The organism is Streptomyces virginiae (assembly GCF_040638905.1).
GTDB classification, from domain to species: Bacteria; Actinomycetota; Actinomycetes; order Streptomycetales; family Streptomycetaceae; genus Streptomyces; species Streptomyces virginiae_B.
Genome location: NZ_JBEZYV010000018.1, coordinates 12,187 through 31,391 on the forward strand (window position 1 = coordinate 12,187; position 19,205 = coordinate 31,391).

General features: G+C 72.8%; 14 protein-coding genes. 4 read left to right on the top strand and 10 right to left on the bottom strand.

The window, feature by feature from the left end; translation table 11 throughout:
• Window positions 1–11 precede the first annotated feature (11 nt).
• Window positions 12–1,172 carry a citrate synthase/methylcitrate synthase gene (locus AB0F82_RS23350; protein ID WP_436842137.1) on the bottom strand — a complete coding sequence of 387 codons (1,161 nt, stop codon included), beginning with the start codon at window positions 1,170–1,172 and terminating at the stop codon, window positions 12–14.
• Between the two features lie 80 nt (window positions 1,173–1,252).
• Here AB0F82_RS23350 and AB0F82_RS23355 point away from each other — a divergent pair, with 80 nt between their 5' ends.
• The 3 genes from AB0F82_RS23355 (at window position 1,253) to AB0F82_RS23365 (ending at window position 4,872) form a co-directional block, all read left to right on the top strand.
• Entirely contained in the window at window positions 1,253–2,488 is a 1,236-nt protein-coding gene (locus AB0F82_RS23355) for a citrate synthase (RefSeq protein ID WP_362630968.1), read from the top strand.
• Window positions 2,489–2,572: 84 nt separating this feature from the next.
• On the top strand, window positions 2,573–4,174 hold the full coding sequence (locus tag AB0F82_RS23360; RefSeq protein WP_356810417.1) for a sensor histidine kinase: 1,602 nt from the start codon (window positions 2,573–2,575) through the stop codon (window positions 4,172–4,174).
• A gap of 38 nt (window positions 4,175–4,212) precedes the next feature.
• Window positions 4,213–4,872, top strand: coding sequence for a DUF7342 family protein (locus tag AB0F82_RS23365; protein ID WP_436840722.1), 660 nt, complete (start codon window positions 4,213–4,215; stop codon window positions 4,870–4,872).
• Between the two features lie 9 nt (window positions 4,873–4,881).
• Here the strand turns inward: AB0F82_RS23365 and AB0F82_RS23370 are convergent, their stop codons facing one another.
• The 3 genes from AB0F82_RS23370 to AB0F82_RS23380 all read right to left on the bottom strand — a co-directional run bounded on the left by AB0F82_RS23370 (window position 4,882) and on the right by AB0F82_RS23380 (window position 9,253).
• On the bottom strand, window positions 4,882–6,474 hold the full coding sequence (locus AB0F82_RS23370) for a solute symporter family protein (protein ID WP_356810419.1): 1,593 nt from the start codon (window positions 6,472–6,474) through the stop codon (window positions 4,882–4,884).
• Entirely contained in the window at window positions 6,471–6,956 is a 486-nt protein-coding gene (locus AB0F82_RS23375; RefSeq protein WP_362630971.1) for a DUF485 domain-containing protein, read from the bottom strand. The genes AB0F82_RS23370 and AB0F82_RS23375 overlap by 4 nt, the downstream gene beginning before the upstream one ends.
• Window positions 6,957–7,132: 176 nt before the next feature.
• Entirely contained in the window at window positions 7,133–9,253 is a 2,121-nt protein-coding gene (locus AB0F82_RS23380) for a DNA gyrase/topoisomerase IV subunit B (protein WP_362630973.1), read from the bottom strand.
• Between the two features lie 447 nt (window positions 9,254–9,700).
• On the opposite strand from AB0F82_RS23380, the gene AB0F82_RS23385 reads away from it, so the two are divergent.
• Window positions 9,701–9,934 carry a DUF7455 domain-containing protein gene (locus tag AB0F82_RS23385; RefSeq protein ID WP_030028922.1) on the top strand — a complete coding sequence of 78 codons (234 nt, stop codon included), beginning with the start codon at window positions 9,701–9,703 and terminating at the stop codon, window positions 9,932–9,934.
• Between the two features lie 106 nt (window positions 9,935–10,040).
• On the opposite strand, the gene AB0F82_RS23390 is transcribed toward AB0F82_RS23385, so the two are convergent.
• From AB0F82_RS23390 to AB0F82_RS23415, 6 genes are all read right to left on the bottom strand, one after another.
• Complete coding sequence (locus AB0F82_RS23390) at window positions 10,041–10,967, bottom strand: S1 family peptidase (protein ID WP_362630975.1); 927 nt, start codon at window positions 10,965–10,967, stop codon at window positions 10,041–10,043.
• A 136-nt stretch (window positions 10,968–11,103) separates the two neighbouring features.
• The gene (locus AB0F82_RS23395) at window positions 11,104–12,693 is read right to left on the bottom strand and encodes an RNA polymerase sigma factor (RefSeq protein ID WP_362630977.1); all 1,590 of its coding nucleotides are present in this window, start codon (window positions 12,691–12,693) and stop codon (window positions 11,104–11,106) included.
• A gap of 362 nt (window positions 12,694–13,055) precedes the next feature.
• Window positions 13,056–13,943: a FadR/GntR family transcriptional regulator gene (locus AB0F82_RS23400; protein ID WP_356810424.1), complete on the bottom strand. Its 888-nt coding sequence runs from the start codon at window positions 13,941–13,943 to the stop codon at window positions 13,056–13,058.
• A 190-nt stretch (window positions 13,944–14,133) separates the two neighbouring features.
• Window positions 14,134–15,924 (bottom strand): ABC transporter ATP-binding protein, encoded by a 1,791-nt coding sequence (locus AB0F82_RS23405; protein WP_362630979.1) that lies wholly within the window; start codon window positions 15,922–15,924, stop codon window positions 14,134–14,136.
• A 183-nt stretch (window positions 15,925–16,107) separates the two neighbouring features.
• Window positions 16,108–16,854, bottom strand: a complete 747-nt coding sequence (locus AB0F82_RS23410; RefSeq protein WP_356810426.1) for an NUDIX hydrolase — start codon at window positions 16,852–16,854, stop codon at window positions 16,108–16,110.
• 179 nt (window positions 16,855–17,033) lie between these two features.
• A complete protein-coding gene (locus tag AB0F82_RS23415) occupies window positions 17,034–19,022 on the bottom strand; it encodes a glycogen debranching N-terminal domain-containing protein (protein ID WP_362630982.1) in 1,989 nt (662 codons plus the stop codon).
• Between the last annotated feature and the right edge of the window lie 183 nt (window positions 19,023–19,205).

Sequence of the window (19,205 nt, forward strand, 5' to 3'; positions counted from 1 at the left end):
GCCATGCCCGGTCAGTCGAGGAGCGGCACCGGCTGCGGCGGGGTGGGGCCCGTGTACCGGGCGGCCGGTCGGATGATCTTCGAATCGGTGGCCTGCTCCAGGATGTTCGCGCTCCAGCCGACGACCCGGGCCGCGCAGAAGGTCGGAGTGAACATCTCGCGCGGCAGTCCGCACAGCTCCATGACCACGCCCGCGTAGAACTCCACGTTGGTGTGCAGTTCCCGGCCCGGCTTGAGTTCGGCGAGGATCTCCTCCACCTGGCGCTCGACCTCGACGGCGAAGTCCACGAGGGGGCCGCCGAAGCCGAGGGCGATGTCGCGCAGCATGCGTGAGCGGGGGTCCTCGGTGCGGTAGACGGGGTGCCCGAAGCCCATGATCCGGTCGCCGGCGAGGACCCGTTCCCGGATCCACGGCCCTATCCGGTCCACGGTGCCGATCGCGTCGAGGGTGTCCAGGGCGCGGCTGGGGGCGCCTCCGTGCAGCGGACCTGAGAGGGCGCCGACGGCGCCGGTCAGGCAGGCTGCGACGTCGGCGCCGGTGGAGGCGATCACCCGGGCGGTGAACGTCGAGGCGTTGAAGCCGTGGTCGACGGTGGACACCAGGTACCGCTCGACCGCGCGGGCCCGGACCGGATCGGGCTCGTCGCCGGTCAGCATGTAGAGGTAGTTGGCGGCATACGGGAGGTCCTCGCGCGGCTCGACCGGCTCCAGGCCCTGGCCCAGCCGGTGCAGGGCGGTCAGCAGGGTCGGCACGGCGGCGCAGGCGGCCAGCGCGTCCGCGGCCCGCCGCTCGGGGGTCAGGTCGTACACCGGCCGGAATCCGGCGGACGCTCCGAGGAGCGAGAGCGCGGTGCGCAGCCCGGCGAGCGGGCCGGAGAGCCGGGTGGCGCGGGCGAGGTCCGGCAGGACGACCCGTACCTCCTCGGGGAGCCGGCGCAGCGCGGCGGCCTCGGCGGTGAAGGCGGCCCGCTCGGCGGCGTCCGCCGGGAGCGTGCCGCGGAACATCAGGTGCCACACGTCCTCGAAGCTGCGGCTCGCGGCGAGCTCCACGGCCGAGTACTGGCGGTAGTGGTAGAAGCCCTCGCGGCCCCGGACGTCACCCAACTCGGTTTCGGTGACCACGACTCCCGCGAGGCCCCGCGGTCCTTCGATGGTGCTGTCGGTGGTGTTCATGCATCGACCATCCATGATGGACTGAATCCTTGTCAATGTTGATTGAATCAATATTGCAAGCAATCTGTAGGGTGTTCCTCATGAGTGACCAGACGGACGGCGGACGCAGGCTCAGCACGCAGGAGGCGGCCCGGGTGCTCGGTGTGAAGCCGGCGACGGTGTACGCCTACGTCAGCCGGGGCCAGCTCGCCAGCCGCCGTGATCCGGCCGGGCGCGGCAGCAGCTTCGACGCCGCCGAGGTGGAGGCACTGGCCCGGCGCAGCCGGCGCGAGGCGGCGGCCCCCGCCGCGGGGGAACTCTCCGTCCGCACGGCGCTCACCCTCATCGAACCCGACCGGTACTACTTCCGGGGCGTCGACGCCGTGGCCCTCGCTTCGCGGTACCGCTTCGAGGAGGTCGCCGAATGGCTCTGGACGGGGAACCTCACCCCCGGGACCCGATTCACCGCTCCCCCGGAGGCGCTGGAGGCGGCCCGGCGGGCGGTGAAGGCCCTGCCGGCGCACAGCGGCCCGGTGGACCGGCTTCGGGTGGCCGTCGCCGCCGCCGCGGTGGCTGATCCGCTGCGCTTCGACCTGTCGGAGGATGCGGTACTGGGCGCTGCGCGCTGCCTGATTCCGACACTGGTCGGCGCCCTGCCCGCGGCGGGCACCGCGTGGGCCGGCGACGGCCGCATCGCCCGCCGGCTGTGGTCCCGGCTGACGCCGCGGGAGCCCGACCCGGACGCGCTCGCCGTGCTGGACCTGGCGCTGGCACTGCTGGTCGACCACGACCTGGCCGCGTCCACGCTGGCCGTACGCGTGGCGGCCTCGGCGCGCGCACATCCGTACGCGGCGGTGTCTGCCGGGCTGGGCGCGCTCGAAGGGCCGCTGCACGGCGCGGCCGGGCGGCTGGCCCACCGGATGCTGGTGGAGGTCCTGGAACAGGGCGGGGCCGCTCCCGTGGTCGCCGAGTACCTGCGGGCCGGGCATCGGGTCCCGGGCCTGGGGCACCGCCTCTACCGGGGCGAGGACCCCCGGGCGGGTGCGCTGTTCGCCCGGCTGGAAGGGCTGGGGCAGGCCGGCCCCGCACTGGCGGCGGCCCGCGAGGTGGCCGCGGTCATGGCCCGCCAGGGCGGGCTGCACGCCAACGTGGACCTGGCCCTGGCGGTCCTGACGGTGTCGTGCGGAATGCCGGCCGAGGCCGGCGAGACCGTCTTCGCGGTGGCCCGCACCGCGGGCTGGATCGCCCACGCGCTGGAGGAGTATGAGGAGCGCCCGCTGCGCATGCGGCCGAGCGGCCAGTACCACGGCCCACGCCCACCCCAGCCGATGCCCTGAGGGGTGTCTCACCGACTAAAAGGGCGCAAGCATTCCGCTTCTGCCGGGGCCGACCTACCGTTGCTGTCCATGCGGTTCCCCCACATGAGCGCTCGGCGCCTCGGGCTGCCCAGACGGGCGGTCTCGCAGATCCTCCTGACCCAGCTGGCCATCGCCGCCGGGGTCGTCGTGCTGGCCACGGGCCTGTTCCTGGCACCTCTCGGCGCCCAGCTCGACGACCAGGCCATGCGGCGCGCCCTGGCCATCGCGCAGAGCACCGCGGCCGACCCCTCGATCGCCGCCGGTCTCCTGAACTCGGCGGCGTCGCCGGACAGCCCGGTGCAGGCCTCGGCCGAGCGGATCCGCCGGGCGACCGGTGCCGAGTACGTCGTCGTCCTCGACCTGGACGGCATCCGCCGCTCGCACCCGAGCCCGGAGCGGATCGGGCTGCCCGTCTCCACCGACCCGGCCGACGCCCTGGCCGGCCGCGAGGTCATGGAGATCGACGACGGAACCCTGGGCCGCTCCGCCCGCGGCAAGGTCCCGCTCGTCGCCGCCGACGGCGAGATCGTCGGCGCGGTCTCCGTCGGCATCGCCTACGACAGCGTCCGCGACCGTCTGCTCGGGGCCATCCCGGGGCTCCTCGCCTACGCCGGCGGCGCCTTGGCCGCGGGCGCCCTCGCCGCCTACCTCCTCTCCCGCAGGATCCAACGCCAGACCCGCGACCTGGCCTTCTCCGACATCGCCGGCCTGCTCGCCGAGCGCGAGGCCATGCTGCACTCCATCCGCGAAGGAGTGATCGCCCTCGCCCCCGACGGCCGCGTCCGCCTCGTCAACGACGAGGCCGCCCGCCTGCTGGGCCTCGCCCCCGACGCCACCGGTACGTTCGCCGGACGCCCGCTGGACGACGTCCTCGGCGCCGGCCGCACCGCCGACGTACTCTCCGGCCGTGTGACGGGCCGTGACCTGCTCACCGTCCAGGGCCCCCGGGTCCTGGTCGCCAACCGCAGGCCCACCGCGGACGGAGGCGCCGTCGCCACCCTGCGCGACCGCACCGAACTGGAGCACCTGAGCCGCGAACTCGACTCCACCCATGGCCTCATCGACGCCCTGCGCGCCCAGGACCACGAACACGCCAACCGCCTCCACACCCTCCTCGGCCTGCTGGAGCTGGGCCTGCACGAGGAGGCGGTGGAATTCGTGACGGAAGTGGTCGGCGTGCACCGCACGACCGCCGAACAGGTCACCGAGAAGGTCCACGACCCGCTGCTGGCCGCCCTCCTCGTCGGCAAGGCCACCGTCGCCGCCGAGCGCGGCATCCCCCTGCGGCTGGCCGCAGCCACCCTCCTCCCCGACCGCCTGGTCGACCCGGGCGGACTCGTCACGATCGTCGGCAATCTGGTGGACAACGCCCTGGACGCCGCCGCCGGCGGAGCCGCGCCCCTGGTCGAGGTGGAGCTGCGCGCGGAGGGCCGCACCGCCGTGCTGCGGGTGCGTGACAGCGGCCCCGGGGTCCCCGCCGCGCGCCGCGAGGAGATCTTCACTGAGGGCTGGTCGACCAAGCAGCCCCGGGCCCACCGCGAGCGCGGGCTGGGCCTCGCCCTCGTACGCCGTCTCGCGGAGCGGCAGGGCGGCAGCGCCCGGGCCGGTGAAGCAGCGGACGGAGGGGCGGAATTCTCCGTCGTACTCCCGGAGGCCCTGCGGTGAACGAGACCCCGATCCACGTATTGGTCGTCGACGACGACATGCGTGTTGCCCGGATCAACGCGGCGTACGTCGCGAAGGTTCCCGGTTTCCGGGTGACGGCGCGGGCCCATTCGGCGGCCGAAGCCCTGGACCTGCTCTCCACCCACCCGGTGGACCTGGTCCTCCTCGACCACTACCTCCCCGACGAGAACGGCCTGGACCTGGTCCGCCGCCTGCGCCAGCGCGGCCACGGCACCGATGTGATCATGGTCACCGCCGCCCGTGACCTGGCCACCGTGCAGTCCGCCATGCGCCTCGGAGCCCTCCAGTACCTGGTCAAACCCTTCACCTTCGCGGGGCTGCGCGCCCGGCTGGAGGCGTACGGCTCACTGCGCCGCACCCTGGACACGGGCGGCGAGGCCGAACAGGCCGAAGTGGACCGGATCTTCGGAGCCCTGGCCGGCGCCGGCTGCGTGAACGAGCTCCCCAAGGGCCACTCCCCCACCACGGCCGAGCTCGTCCGCCAGGTCCTGCGCACGGCCGACGGCCCGCTGTCCACCCAGCAGATCGCCGACCGCGCGGGCATCAGCCGCCAGACCGCCCAGCGCTACCTGAAGCTCCTCGAACGCAACGGCCGCGTCACGCTGGCCCTGCGCTACGGCGAGACCGGCCGTCCGGAACACCGCTACACCTGGCTCCCCTCGGAGGGACCGGTCTGACCCCTCGGCTCAGACCGCTCCGGCGCCGGTCAGGGAGCGGACCTCCGTCTCCGCGTGCTTCGCCTCGTCCGGCTCCTCGTTCGAGGTGGCCGTGCCCAGCCAGCCGGCCAGGAAGCCCAGCGGGATCGAGACGATCCCCGGGTTCTGGAGCGGGAAGAACTGGAAGTCCGCTCCCGGGAACAGCGACTCCGGGCTCCCCGACACCACGGGTGAGACCAGGACGAGCAGCACCGCCGGAACCAGACCCCCGTACACCGACCAGACGGCTCCGCGCGTGGTGAAACCGCGCCAGAACAGCGAGTACAGCAGCACCGGAAGGTTCGCGGAGGCCGCCACCGCGAAGGCCAGCCCCACCAGGAACGCCACGTTGAGGTTCTGGGCGAGCAGGCCGAGGGCGATGGCCACGGCCCCGATGCCCACGGCCGCGCCCCGGGCCACCGAGACCTCGCTGCGCTGCTTGGCCCGCCTCCGCTTGAGCGAGGCATACAGGTCGTGCGCGACGGAGGCGGACGAGGCCAGGGTGATGCCGGCGACCACGGCCAGGATGGTGGCGAAGGCGATTGCGGCGACGAAGGCGAACAGCACCGCGCCACCGGTCGTCTCGGCGCCCCCGCCGAGGAAGGCCGCGAGCAGCGGAACGGCCGTGTTCCCCGAGGCGTTGGAAGCCCGGACCTCGTCCGGCCCGACCAGGGCCGCCGCGCCGAAGCCGAGCACGATGGTCATCAGGTAGAAGCCGCCGATCAGCGCGATCGCCCACACCACCGAGCGGCGGGCCGCACGGGCGGTGGGCACGGTGTAGAAGCGCGACAGGATGTGCGGCAGTCCGGCGGTGCCCAGGACCAGCGCGAGGCCGAGGCTGATGAAGTCGAAGCGGGCGGTCCAGTCCCCGCCGTACTTCAGGCCGGGACTGAGGAACCGGATTCCGTACCCGCTGCGTTCGGCGGCGGTGGTGAGCAGCCGGTCGAAATCACCGTGGAAGCGCAGCAGCACGAGCACGGTCAGGGTGATCGCCCCGCCCATCAGCAGCACGGCCTTCACGATCTGGATCCAGGTGGTGGCCCGCATGCCGCCGAAGGACACGTAGACCACCATCAGGGCGCCCACCCCGATCACGGTGAGGGTCCGGGCCGCGGCGCTGGAGTTCCCGAGCAGCAGCCCCACGAGGCTGCCCGCGCCGACCATCTGCGCGACGAGGTAGAGCACGGACACGGCGACCGAGGAGATCCCGGCGGCGATCCGCACCGGGCGCTCGCTCATCCGGGCGGCGACCACGTCGGCGAGGGTGAAGCGCCCGCAGTTGCGCACCAGTTCGGCGACGAGGAACAGCACCACCAGCCAGGCGACGAGGAATCCCACCGAGTAGAGCAGGCCGTCGTAGCCGAACAGGGCGATCAGACCGGAGATGCCGAGGAACGAGGCCGCGGACATGTAGTCGCCCGCGATGGCGAACCCGTTCTCCATCGGGGAGAAGAGCCTCCCGCCGGCGTAGAACTCCTCGGCCGAACCGTGCCGGTTGCGGCTGACCCAGGTGGTGATCCCCAGGGTCACCGCGATGAACAGGCTGAACAGCATCAGCGCGAGGGTCTGGTGTTCGGTCGTCACCGGCCCGCCCTCCTCGCCCGGGACCGCTCCTGGCCGCGTTCCTGCTCGAAGACCGTCCAGCGCAGGTCGAGCGCGGCCCGGTCCCGGCGCAGCCGTGCGTGCCGGGCGTAGGCCCAGGTGAGCAGGAAGGTGCTGAGGAACTGGCCGAGGCCCGCGAGCATGGCCACGTTGACCGCGCCCAGGACGGGCCGGGCCATCAGGCCGGGCGCGGCCGTCGCGGCGACCACGTAGGCGACGTACCAGAGGAAGAACCCGGCGGTCGCGGGGACGACGAACCGGCGATAGCGGCTCCGGACCTCCTGGAAGGCGGCGCTGCGCTGCACTTCCAGGTAGATGTCGGATGCGCTGGCCGCCGGTCGGCCGGCAGGAGCCGGCTGCGGCGGGGACGGCTCCGCGCCCTCGCCCCAGCCGACGGCCAGTGCGTCGTACCAGGGGTCGTCCAGCCGGATCGTTCCGGCATCACGACCTTCGTGCTTGTCCACCGAACTCTCCTTGTCCGCTGCCGCATTGGCCGCGTGCCCACAAGGATGTGCGGAATGGACGGTTTCCGGACAGGTGTACCGGTGCTCTTCACTCCAACAGGTGATGCAGCGAAGGGCACCGGTGTGCCGTGGCGCCCGCCCGTGTCAGGCGCCGCCGGCCTCCGGTGCCCGCGTGCTCAGGCGTCGATGCGCGAGCGGTCCAGCGTCGCCGCGGAACTCGTGATGAACTCCTTGCGCGGGGCCACCTCATTGCCCATGAGCAGGTCGAAGACCTGCTCGGCCGAGTCCAGGTCGCCGATGTTGATCCGGCGCAGGGTACGGAAGCGGGGGTCCATGGTGGTCTCCGCCAGCTGGTCCGCGTCCATCTCGCCGAGGCCCTTGTAGCGCTGGATCGAGTCCTTGTACCGGATGTTCTTGCGCTGGTACTCCAGAAGGGTCTGGCGCAGCTCGTTGTCCGAGTACGTGTAGACGTACTTGTCCTGGCCCCTCTTGGGCTGGACGAGCTCGATCCGGTGCAGTGGCGGGACGGCCGCGAAGACCCGGCCGGCCTCGACCATCGGCCGCATGTACCGCTGGAAGAGCGTCAGCAGCAGGCAGCGGATGTGCGCGCCGTCCACATCGGCGTCGACGAGCAGCACGATCTTGCCGTAGCGGGCGGCGTCGATGTCGAAGGTCCGACCGGAGCCGGCCCCTATGACCTGGATGATCGCCCCGCACTCGGCGTTCTTGAGCATGTCCGAGACGGATGACTTCTGGACGTTGAGGATCTTGCCTCGGATGGGCAGGAGCGCCTGGAATTCGGAGTTCCGGGCGAGCTTCGCGGTGCCGAGGGCGGAGTCCCCCTCGACGATGAAGAGCTCGCTGCGGTCCACGTCGTCGCTGCGGCAGTCGGCCAGCTTGGCGGGGAGCGAGGAGGTCTCCAGCGCGGTCTTGCGGCGCTGGGCCTCCTTGTGCTGGCGGGCCGCGATCCGGGTCCGGGCGGCCGCGACGATCTTCTCCATCACGGCGCGGGCCTGCTGCTTGTCGTCGCGCTTGGTGGAGGTCAGGAAGGCCTTGAGCTCCTTGGCGACCACGGCGGCGACGATCCGGGTGGCGGCGGAGGTGCCGAGCACCTCCTTGGTCTGGCCTTCGAACTGGGGTTCGGCAAGGCGGACGGTGACGACGGCCGTCATGCCCTCCAGTGCGTCGTCCTTGACCACGTCGTCCTCGGCGACGCGCAGCAGCTTGGCCGAGCGCAGCACCTCGTTGACGGTCTTGGTCACCGAGCGTTCGAAGCCGGTGACGTGGGTGCCGCCCTTGGGGGTGGCGATGATGTTCACGAAGGACTTGACGTTGGTCTCGTAGCCCGTGCCCCAGCGCAGGGCGATGTCCACGCCGAGCTCGCGGGTGACCTCGGTGGCGGTCATGTGGCCGCGGTCGTCGAGGACCGGGACGGTCTCCTTGAAGGTGCCCGATCCGGTCAGCCGCAGCACGTCGCAGGCGGCCTTGTCCTGGGCGAGGTACTCGCAGAACTCGCTGATGCCGCCGTCGAAGCGGAAGGTCTCCTCCGTCTTGCCGGCGCCGTCTATGGCCCGCTCGTCGCGGACGACCAGGGTCAGGCCGGGGACGAGGAAGGCGGTCTGCCGGGCGCGCTGGTAGAGCGTCTCCAGGCCGAGGCGGGCGTCCTTGAGGAAGATCTGGCGGTCGGCCCAGTAGCGGATCCGGGTGCCGGTCTTGCCCTTGGCGATGCGCTTGACCTTGCGCAGGCCGTTCGACGGGTCGAAGGGGCTCTCGGGGCCCTGCTCGGTGAACATGCCGGGGACGCCGCGGCGGAAGCTGATGGCGTGCGTGGAGCTGCCCCGGTCGACCTCGACGTCCAGGCGGGCGGAGAGGGCGTTGACCACCGAGGCGCCGACGCCGTGCAGGCCGCCGGAGGCCGCGTACGAGCCGCCGCCGAACTTTCCGCCCGCGTGCAGCTTGGTCATGACGACCTCAACACCCGACAGGCCGGTCTTGGGCTCGACGTCCACGGGGATGCCGCGGCCGTTGTCCCTGACCTCGACCGAGGAGTCCTCGTGGAGGATCACCTCGATGTGGTCGCAGTAGCCGCCGAGGGCCTCGTCGACGGAATTGTCGATGATCTCCCACAGGCAGTGCATGAGGCCCCGGCTGTCGGTGGAGCCGATATACATGCCGGGTCGCTTGCGGACGGCCTCCAGCCCTTCGAGGACGAGCAGGTGCCGCGCGGTGTAGTTGGAACCGTCCCGGTCTGCTCCGGACAGCAGCGCGCTGGAAGGCACGGACGTGTCGGCGGTCACGCAGTTCGCTCCTCGCTGAATTTCTTTTCTGGCCCGGTCGGGCGCAGGGGTGGCTCGGGTGCCCGTCGAAGGGTACCGAGGCCAGGTAGAGCCGATGCAACGCCACCCTCGCGGTTTCCTCAGCCTAGTGCAGATCCGCACGACTGTTCGATCCCCCGGGCGGGTGAAGGAAACATCACGTTCCCTTCCGCGCATGAACCATTTAGGGTTCGGGCACGTCCTCATGAACAACCTGGCACTCACGCCGGGGAGGATGGAACTGCAACAAGCGCACGAGTGACAACGCGAAACCGTAAAGCAACGCAATACGGCTCCTTCGCCGCCAACCGGCAACAGCCGGCCAGCTTCGGAAGGAAGTTTCGAGGAAAAGCCGCGAGCGGGAACGTTTTCGGCCTGGTTGGATGTTGACCCTGGTACGACAGCTCGTCGAGCTAGAGAAGAGGCGACGTGACTACTGTTCTGACACCCGCGACCCCGCTGACGGCCGCTGACCGATGCGACCGTTGCGGCGCCCAGGCATATCTGCGCGTCGTCCTGCTGAGCGGCGGTGAACTGCTCTTCTGCGCCCACCACGGTCGCAAGTTCGAGCCGGAACTCAAGAAGATCGCCGCGGAAATACAGGATGAGACCGAGCGGCTCACGTCCGCTCCGGCTGCCCACGCCGAACCCGAGGACCGCTGACACACAGGCCGAACCTCGCATCCGACGAGCCAGGACCGGCCAGGCCGGTCGACGGGCGGCACCCCTGAGACCCAGGGGTACCGCCCGTCCTCATGTCTGCGGCCCGCTACCGCGCACGATGCCCCTGTACAGACCCTGCCTGCGTCCCGGAGCCCCCCTGGGGCCCCCACGCGGCGTTCCGGGCCCCCTCCGGCTGCGCGGCCCTCTCCGGAGCCGTCACGAAGCCGGCCAGCGGGGCGATGCGCGTGTACACGCCGGGACTGTCGGCGCGCCCGCAGCCCCGCCCCCAGGAGACCAGCCCGATGAGCCTCCCCTGCGCGACCAGCGGCCCGCCGCTGTCGCCCTGGCAGGCGTCCCTGCCGCCCCCGTCGTCCCCCGCGCACACCATGAATTCGGCCCGGTACTGTCCGTCAGCGTCCCCGGGGTAGGCGCGCCCGCAGACCTCGTCCGCCAGCACCGTCACGGGCGCGGCCCGCAGGGCGTACGCGTAGTCACCGAACCCGCTGGTGTCGCCCCAGCCGTAGACGGCAGCCTCGGTGCCCGGCTGGTACGCGGGGTGTCCCGTCTCCGCCATGGGAAGCACGTTGTGGGCCGGCACGGCCTCCGCCAGCTCCAGCACGGCGAGGTCCCCGGCGTTGCTCTGCGGGTCGTAGTCGGGGTTCACCCGCGCCCCGCGCACCGCGATCTCCCGGCCGTCGGCCGCCCGGAGTTCCGTACGGCCCGCGATCACCCGGAAGTCGGACACGGATTCCACGGGGCCGCCGAGCACCTGCCGGCCCAGGCAGTGGGCCGCGGTGACCACCGTGGTCGGGGCCACGACGACGCCCCCGCAGAACTGTCCGTCCCGCGTACCCCCGAACCGGTCACGGCTGGCCAGGGCCACGACCCAGGGGCTGTCGGCCGCCTTCACCGGCTTCCCCCCGATCACCACACTGTCCGCGACCGCCTGGGGCATCTGGGCGAGCGGTGCCGCGGCCGCTCCCGCCGCCAGGGTCAGCGCGCCCGCCAGGACACGGGAAAAGGGACGACGCATGGGGCCTCCTGACTCCGAGTGTGCATGACTCCACCCAGAGTGGGATGCCCGCCGGCCGAGCGCACCCGCGCGGCCCCCGCCACGGCCGGCAGCGCCGCGGCCGGCGCCCTCCGCCGCCGCGGCCCGCCCGCCCGGCTCAGTCCAGATAGTCGCGCAACACCTGCGAGCGGGACGGGTGCCGCAGCTTCGACATCGTCTTCGACTCGATCTGTCGGATCCGCTCACGGGTGACCCCGTAGACCTTGCCGATCTCGTCGAGGGTCTTGGGCTGCCCGTCCGTGAGGCCGAAGCGCATGGACACCACGCCGGCCTCGCGCTCGCTCAGGGTGTCGAGCACCGAGTGCAGCTGCTCCTGCAGGAGCGTGAAGCTCACCGCGTCGGCCGGGACGACGGCCTCGGAGTCCTCGATGAGGTCGCCGAACTCGCTGTCACCGTCCTCGCCCAGCGGGGTGTGCAGGGAGATCGGCTCGCGGCCGTACTTCTGGACCTCGATGACCTTCTCGGGGGTCATGTCGAGTTCCTTGGCCAGCTCCTCCGGGGTGGGCTCGCGGCCCAGGTCCTGGAGCATCTGGCGCTGTACGCGGGCCAGCTTGTTGATGACCTCGACCATGTGGACGGGGATGCGGATGGTGCGGGCCTGGTCGGCCATGGCGCGGGTGATCGCCTGGCGGATCCACCACGTCGCGTAGGTCGAGAACTTGTAGCCCTTGGTGTAGTCGAACTTCTCGACCGCACGGATGAGGCCCAGGTTGCCCTCCTGGATCAGGTCCAGGAAGAGCATGCCGCGGCCGGTGTATCGCTTGGCGAGCGAGACCACGAGGCGGAGGTTGGCCTCCAGCAGGTGGTTCTTCGCGCGGCGGCCGTCCTCGGCGATGATCTCCAGCTCGCGCTTGAGCTTGGGCGCCAGCTTGTCGGAGTTCGCCAGCTTGTCCTCGGCGAACAGGCCCGCCTCGATGCGCTTGGCGAGCTCGACCTCCTGCTCGGCGTTGAGGAGGGGGACCTTGCCGATCTGCTTGAGGTAGTCCTTGACCGGGTCGGCGGTGGCACCGGCCACCACGACCTGCTGGGCCGGGGCGTCGTCCTCGTCGTCGGAGATGACGAAGCCCTTGTTCTCCCCGCCCTCGTCCTCTTCGTCGCCCTCGGCCTTGACCGCGTCGGGACCCTCTTCCGGGCTCTCGTCGTCGCCGGCCTCGTCGGCGTCCTTCTTGGCCGCGGTCTTCTTCGCGGCGGTCTTCTTCGCAGCCGCCTTCTTGGCGGGCGCGGCCTTCTTGGCGGCCGTCTTCTTCGCGGCCGCCTTCTTGGCCCCGGGCTCCGCGGCGGCTTCCTCGACGAGGGCGTCCGGCGCCTGCGGGTCCGCCGTCTCGGCCCCCGCGGCCGCGGGGGCGGCGGGCTGCGCCGCCGTCGTCCTGGCCGCCGTCTTCCTGACGGGCTCGGTGGCCGTCCGCTTGGCCGGGCTCTTCGCTGCGACGCTCTTGCGGGTGGTGCGCTTGGGCGACTCCGCGGCACTGACCATCAGCGTCACACCCTCTTCCTCGAGGATCTGGTTGAGGCTGCGCAGAACATTCTTCCACTGGGTCGCAGGAATCTGGTCAGCCTCGAAGGCCCGACGCACGTCATCGCCGGCGATCTGCCCCTCGGCCTTGCCCCGCTCGATGAGCGCCATCACAGACTCGGAATCGGCGATCTCCGGCGGGAGCGTACGGGATGTGCTGGCCGACACGAACAACCTCTCGGAACGATGGGAACGGCTTCCGACCCCGGGCCTGGTGGTGCTGGACCGGAGCCGACGACCACCGACCGGGGATGGGCCGGCGGCGCGGGCAGGGGCCGGGGAGCTGCACAGCACCCCCAAGGGCTGCTGTCTTCCCTCCGTCGGCCATCACCTCTTAAGTCATCGCGCGACCTCGCGGAGCGTTACGCCCAATCTTCGTGGCCCGAGTCACACTCCGTTTACGCGGATGCCGGTCATACGGTCACACCCCACGGTTTCCGGAGGTGAAGCGGCGGCTCCGGAAGGGCTCCGCACGCCGGTGTCGCCGGGCCCGGCCGGGCCCGGCGACGTGTCGTACACCCCCGCGCACCCGCCCGTCAGTGCTCGCGCGGGGCGGGTACCACGCGCTCGACCTCCGGGTGAACCGTCAGGAGCTGGCGCATCGCGTTCTCGGCACCCACCGCGTCACCCGCGGCGAGGGCCTCGACCATCCGTGCGTGGTGCGCGACGCAGGTCTCGCTCGGGCGGTCGCAGGAGGTCATCGGGCTGCCGGAGACGTGGAGGGCGGCGGAGACGATGCCGGAGAGGTGCTCCAGCATGCGGTTGCCGGCGACCTGGATGAGGAGCGCGTGGAACTCGTTGTCGGCGCGGGCGAAGGTGATCGAGTCACCCTGGCCGAGGGCGTGGCCCATGATCTCGACCATGTCGGCCAGGCGCTGCTGGATGTCCGGGCGGCCGTGGCCGGCGGCGAGGCGGGCCGCGAGCGGCTCGATCGTCCAGCGGAGCTCGCCGAGCTCGCGGCGCTGGTCGTCGCGCTGTGGCCCGAAGGCCCGCCACTCGATGATGTCGGGGTCGAGCAGGTTCCAGTCGGCGACGGGGCGGACCCGGGTGCCGACGTTGGGGCGGGCGCTGACGAGGCCCTTGGCCTCCAGGACCCGCAGCGATTCGCGGACGACCGTGCGGGAGACCTCGAAGCGCTGGCCGATCTCCTCGGGGACCAGGGGGCGGTCCGCGCCGAGGTCGCCGGAGACGATCATCTGGCCGAGCTGCTGGACGAGTTGGCCGTGCAGTCCGCGGCCGCGGCTGCCTGCCGCGCGGCGGCCCACGCGGCTCAACTCGACGTCGGCGCCGTCCCAGTGGGGTGCTCCGACGCGGTCGGACCCGGGGGCCTCCGCGTAGGGGTAGCGGTCGAGTTCGCCCGCGCCGGCGAGGCCGGAGTCGGCGTGGCGGGCGGCGGTCATCATGGTGTGCGCAAGGGTACTCACGAATCCTTTGTCGGCCGTGCCTCCACGACCCTTGAGGTCTTTGGTGAAAAGCACACGAAAGGGTGATCAGTGCCACCTACGCAATTGACGACTTATCGTAAAGAACCGGGCCTATTGCGTGGAGTTGCGGTCCGCTTGACGCGACATGGACTGCAACGGTCCCGTCCGCACCTGCTCCGGCACCGAACGATCACCAACGGACCCTGCTGCGCAGTCCGGTGAACCCATAGGCGCACAACAGGACCATCAGCGACAACACCAGTGCGGTCGCGACGGGCTGGGTCATCACCCGTAGAGCCGCCACGAGCAGCCGGTCCGCCTCCGGCGGCCACTGCACCCAGGACAGGCCCCGCAGCCGGGGTCCCAGTCCGGTCACCGGGTACGCGGACGAGCCTTCCAGCGCCTTGCGCACCAGCGGAACCACTCCCACGGGTACGGCGAGCACCGCCGCCAGTCCCGCGGTGGCGGACCGGAAGACGCCGGAGGCCAGTACGCCGGCCCAGGCGCAGCCGATCAGCAGGCCGGCCCAACTCGCGGCCGGGGAGAGCCACTCCGCCGGGGTGCGCAGGGGGCCGCTGTCGAAGACGAGCGCCAGGGCGGCGGCGTCGGCCGTCACCACCAGGGCGCCCAGCAGCAATGCGAGGGCGGCGCAGACGCCGAGCTTCGCGGTGAGCAGCCCCAGCCGGCGCGGCACGGTGCCCCGGTCGGCGGCGAGGGCGGGATAGCGGTACTCCTCGCCGAAGGCCAGTGCTCCGAGCAGCCCGGCGCCCAGCGCGGCGGGCGGCAGCGGCAGCAACTCGGGCCAGGCGGCGAGCAGCCGGTTCTGCGGGGTCTGGCCGGCCCGGGCGAGCACGAGGGAGGTGAGGACGGAGACCACGACGACGAGGGTGGCGGTGAGGGCGGGGGTGGCGGTGCCGAAGACGCGGAGCAGCTCGTAGCGCAGTGGCCGCAGCGGTCCGCCCACGCGCCGCACGGCCGAGGCCGGCCGCCGGGAGCGTGCGCCCCGGGAACGGCCGCCGGAGTCGGCGGCGGGACCCGGCGCGGCCCCGGCGGGGGCCGCCTCTGCCGTCGCGGCGGCCCGGGCGTGCGGGACCGGGCCCGGCGACGCGCCGGCGACGCCGGTCTCGTCGGCGAGCTGGTGGACCAGTACGCCGTGGCGGAACGCCGCCTCGCCGACCTCGGCGCAGTTGCTGCCGTACACCGACAGGCGGCTGCCGCTCTCCTCGACGATCTCCACCGTCCGCTGGGCCGCCCGGGCTTCCCGGCCCAGTACGTCGGCCAGCCGGGCCGCGTGCGGGGTGCGCACGGCGACGCGCGGCCTCAGCCGGGTCCGCGCGAAGTCCTCGGCCTCCTGGTCGGCGACGAGGCGGCCCGCCTCGATGCTGACGACCCGGTCGGCGCTACGGGCCGCCTCCTTGGCGTCGTCGGTGGTGAAGAGCACCGCTCCACCGAGGGAGGCATGGCCGCGCAGCAGGCCGTACAGCCAGCCGCGTTCGCGGGGAGAGAGGCCGGCGGCCGGCTCGTCGAGGAGCAGGGTGCAGGGATCGCCGAGCAGCGCCGAGGCCAGGGCGACCCTGCGCTCCATGCCGAGCGACAGCGAGCCGAGGCGCTGGTCCCGCAGGCCGGCGATGCCGACGACCTCGAGCATGGTGTCGGCCCGGGATGCGGGCACCCCGGCGGCGGCACAGAGCATCCGCAGCTGGTTGCGGACGGTCCGGGCCGGGTTGCCGGGGACGTCGCCGAGCAGCACTCCGACCTCACGGCCGGGGTGGGGGATCCGGTGCAGCGGGCGGCCGCGGAAGTAGGTGACGCCGCGGCCCGGTTCGAGTTCGAGCATGAGCCGCAGGGCGGTCGTCTTGCCCGATCCCGGCTCGCCGAGCAGGGCGGTCACGTGCCCCGGGCGGGCCTCGAAGGTGAGGTCGTCCACGAGGGGCGGGGCGTCGGTGCGTGGTTTGCTGGTGAGTCCGATGGCCTGGAGCATCGCTTCTCTCGCGAGGGGTGAGACCGCTCTGCGGCAGGATGATTACCGCAAGCAAGATAACGCGATATGTCCGATTTTCGGCGCAACCGATCCGATGGCATGCCGCTGGTTCCGTCAGGTTCACCCCGAACCGGGGGCCCGGTCGGCGGCGTCTGCAGCACCGGCGGCGTGTGGGCCGCGGCGTCAGACCTCCGGGCGCAGCATCGGGGGATTGAGCAAGGTCGCCCCGCCCGCGCGGAACAGCTGGGCCGGACGGCCTCCCTGACGGGTGGTCGTCCCTCCGGCCGGCACCAGGAAGCCGGGGGTGCCGGTGACCTTGCGGTGGAAGTTCCGCGGGTCCAGGGCCACGCCCCACACGGCCTCGTACACCCGGCGCAACTCCCCCACGGTGAACTCGGACGGGCAGAAGGCGGTGGCCAGCGAGGAGTACTCGATCTTCGACCGGGCCCGCTCCACGCCGTCCGCCAGGATCCGGGCGTGGTCGAAGGCGAGCCCCGCGGCGCTCTCCTCGCCGACGGCCAGCAGTTCGTCGACGGGAGCCCAGCGGGCGCTGTTGGCGTCACCGCCGGCCCGGGGCGCGGGGAGGTCCGGAGCCAGCACCAGATGCGCCACGCTGACGACCCGCATGCGCGGATCCCGCTTCGGATCGCCGTAGGTGGCCAGCTGTTCGAGGTGTGCCCCGTTACCCGCACCCGGCATGGCGGGGTCGTGCGCGCACAGGCCGGTTTCCTCGGAGAGCTCCCGGGCGGCGGCGGCCGCGAGGTCCTCGTCACCGCGGACGAATCCGCCGGGCAGCGCCCAGCGCCCCTGGAACGGCTGCTCACCCCGCCGGACGACCAGCGCGCAGAGCGCGTGGCGCCGCACGGTGAGCACGACCAGGTCGACGGTGACTGCGAAGGGCGGATAGGCCGACGGGTCGTAGGGCGACATGCCGCGATCATAGTCGTCTGCCTGACGATAAACAGCGCTTTGGTGACCTTGAAGGCAATGGCCCGCGGGCCGGCGGGGGTGCCCGGCGGGCACGACGGGGGACGCCCACCGCCTGCGGGCCCGAGCGGACCGGCGCGGCTCGCACGAGGCCCGGCCAGGCGGGACTTTGACGACACGACCTAGACACCCAGTTGGAGCGCATCCGCGGCCTCCTCCACCAGGGCGAGGCCGAGCCGGCTGACCCGGACGGCGAAGGGCGCTCCCGACACCCGCAGCCCCGCGAGCCGGATCGCACCGAGGGGGGCGCCCGGAAGGGGTACCAGGGCGACGGTGCCAGAGGGGGCGTCGGGGCGGATGCCGGCGAGGGCGGTCAGTACGTGGACCCCCGCGGCCGCGGCCACGGCGGCGGGGCGGCAGGCCGCCGGGTGCGGGACGGGAACGCTGCCGGCGGTGCGCTGCTCGGCCGCGAACATCTCCGGCAGCCGGTACCCGAACGCCTCTGCCGCGTCCAGGAGGCCTTTGAGCAGGCCTGCGGCCTCCTTCTCGAAGCCCGCCGCGGCCAGTCCGGACACGGCCACGGCGCTCTCGTACGCCCGTACCGCGCCGGAGCGGTGGCCGTAAGGGTTGTGCCCCGGCTCTTGGCGGGCCATGCTCCGCAGCCCCCATCCGCAGTCCATGGCGGGGGCACCGAGCAGCCGGGCCAGCTGCTCGGTGCGGACCGCGTCGAGGAGCCCGGGGGCGAGCCGGCCGCCGCTGAGCAGCCCGGTGTCGAGCAGATGCGCGGCGGCCCCGGTCAGCCGTGGCAGGGGCCGCCCGTCGGGATGCAGGGCCGATGCCGGCCGGCCGCCGTCCGGTCCGTCGATCCAGAACCCGTCCCGGAACCGCTCGCGCAGCGCGGCCGCCCGCTCCCGCCATTCCCCGGCGCCGGGTCGTCCGCACCCGGCGAGGAGGTCGGCGCCCAGCACGGCGGCCCGGTGGGCGTGGGCCTGGGTCTCGCAGCGCCGCGGCCCAGGATCGGGATCGGCCAGGAAGCCGTCCTTGCCGAAGGCGCCGCGCAGCCAGTCGAGGCACCGTTCGGCGGCCGGGAGCAGTCGGGCGACTTCGTCCTCCGGCAGGCCCCAGAGACGGGCTTCGGCGAGCACCGCGGGGAAGGCGAGGGTCGCCTCGGTGCCGGTGCACGCGGGCGGCAGCTGCGGGCCCGCTCCGCGCAGGGGCCCCGGGATCTTCCCGGCCTCGCCGCCGTGCCCCTCGGCCTGTGTGCGAGCGAGGATGCGCAGGGTGGCGGCGGCGAGCCCGGTCCCCAGCGGCAGCGCCATGCGGGCGGCCCAGAGCGATTCCGCCGGCGCCAGGCCCAGCCGCCAGGGCACCCCGGCCGCCGCGAAGGCGTCACCCGGACCATCCGGGTCCCGCGAGAGCAGCGCGCGCAGGTCCTCGACGCTGGTGCGGAACCATGCCTCGGCCCTCGGGTCGTCCCCCTCGGCCCGGGCGTCGGCCAGCGGGTTCGCCACCTGGCCGGCGGGTGCCCGCACCACCCGGTCCTGTGTGGTGCGCAGCTCGATGGTGCGGGATTCCCCGGGGCCCAGTTCGAGCTGCCAGCGCAGCAGCCCGGCCGAGGCCACGACGTCGTCCGGGGCCGGATCTGCCGTGGTGACGGCTTGAGCTGCGCCGGTGCTCCAGCGCAGGCCGGCGGCATGCACCCCGGCGGGCAGCTCCGGGCCGGCCCGTCCGGCGGCCACCGCGGCCAGTTCCGCCAGGTCGGAGCCGAGCAGCAGCTCCACGGGGAGGCGTACCGGCCGGGCCGTGAAGCTGCGCAGGGTGATCCGTTCGGTGCCGTCCGCGTGGCGGATCCGTTCCACACCGATGTCCGGATCGGGGCCGGGCTCGGCCCCGGTGCGCACCGTGGCGGTGAAGGCGGCCCGGTCGGCACCGAGGCTGCGGCCCTGGACGGCGACCGGGTCCCGGCCGCCGACGCGCAGCACACAGCGGGAGAGCAGCCGGCGCCCGGAGCGGTAGATCCCGTCGATCCCCTGCCCGGTCAGCTGGCCGTGTTCGGGAGAGATGACCAGACAGGGTGCGGCGACGCAGATGACGGCGCCGTGCACGGGCGGCAGCTCGGGCCTGCGGGCCACGGGCACGCCGGTCGGGCGGGGAGGTGCGGGGTGAGACATGTGTCGCCTTGTCTGCGCTCCGGTGGGTTCAGCTGGGCGGCGGCGCGGCCGGGGCGGCACCACCCCCCAGCTGAACGCCCCCGCCCCCGCCCGGGTCACGGGCCCGGACTCCGGACGGGCGCTCCGGGGACGCAGGTCGCGCCGTGATGGCGGCCCCGAGGCGGCGCGGGGCAACCGCGGACG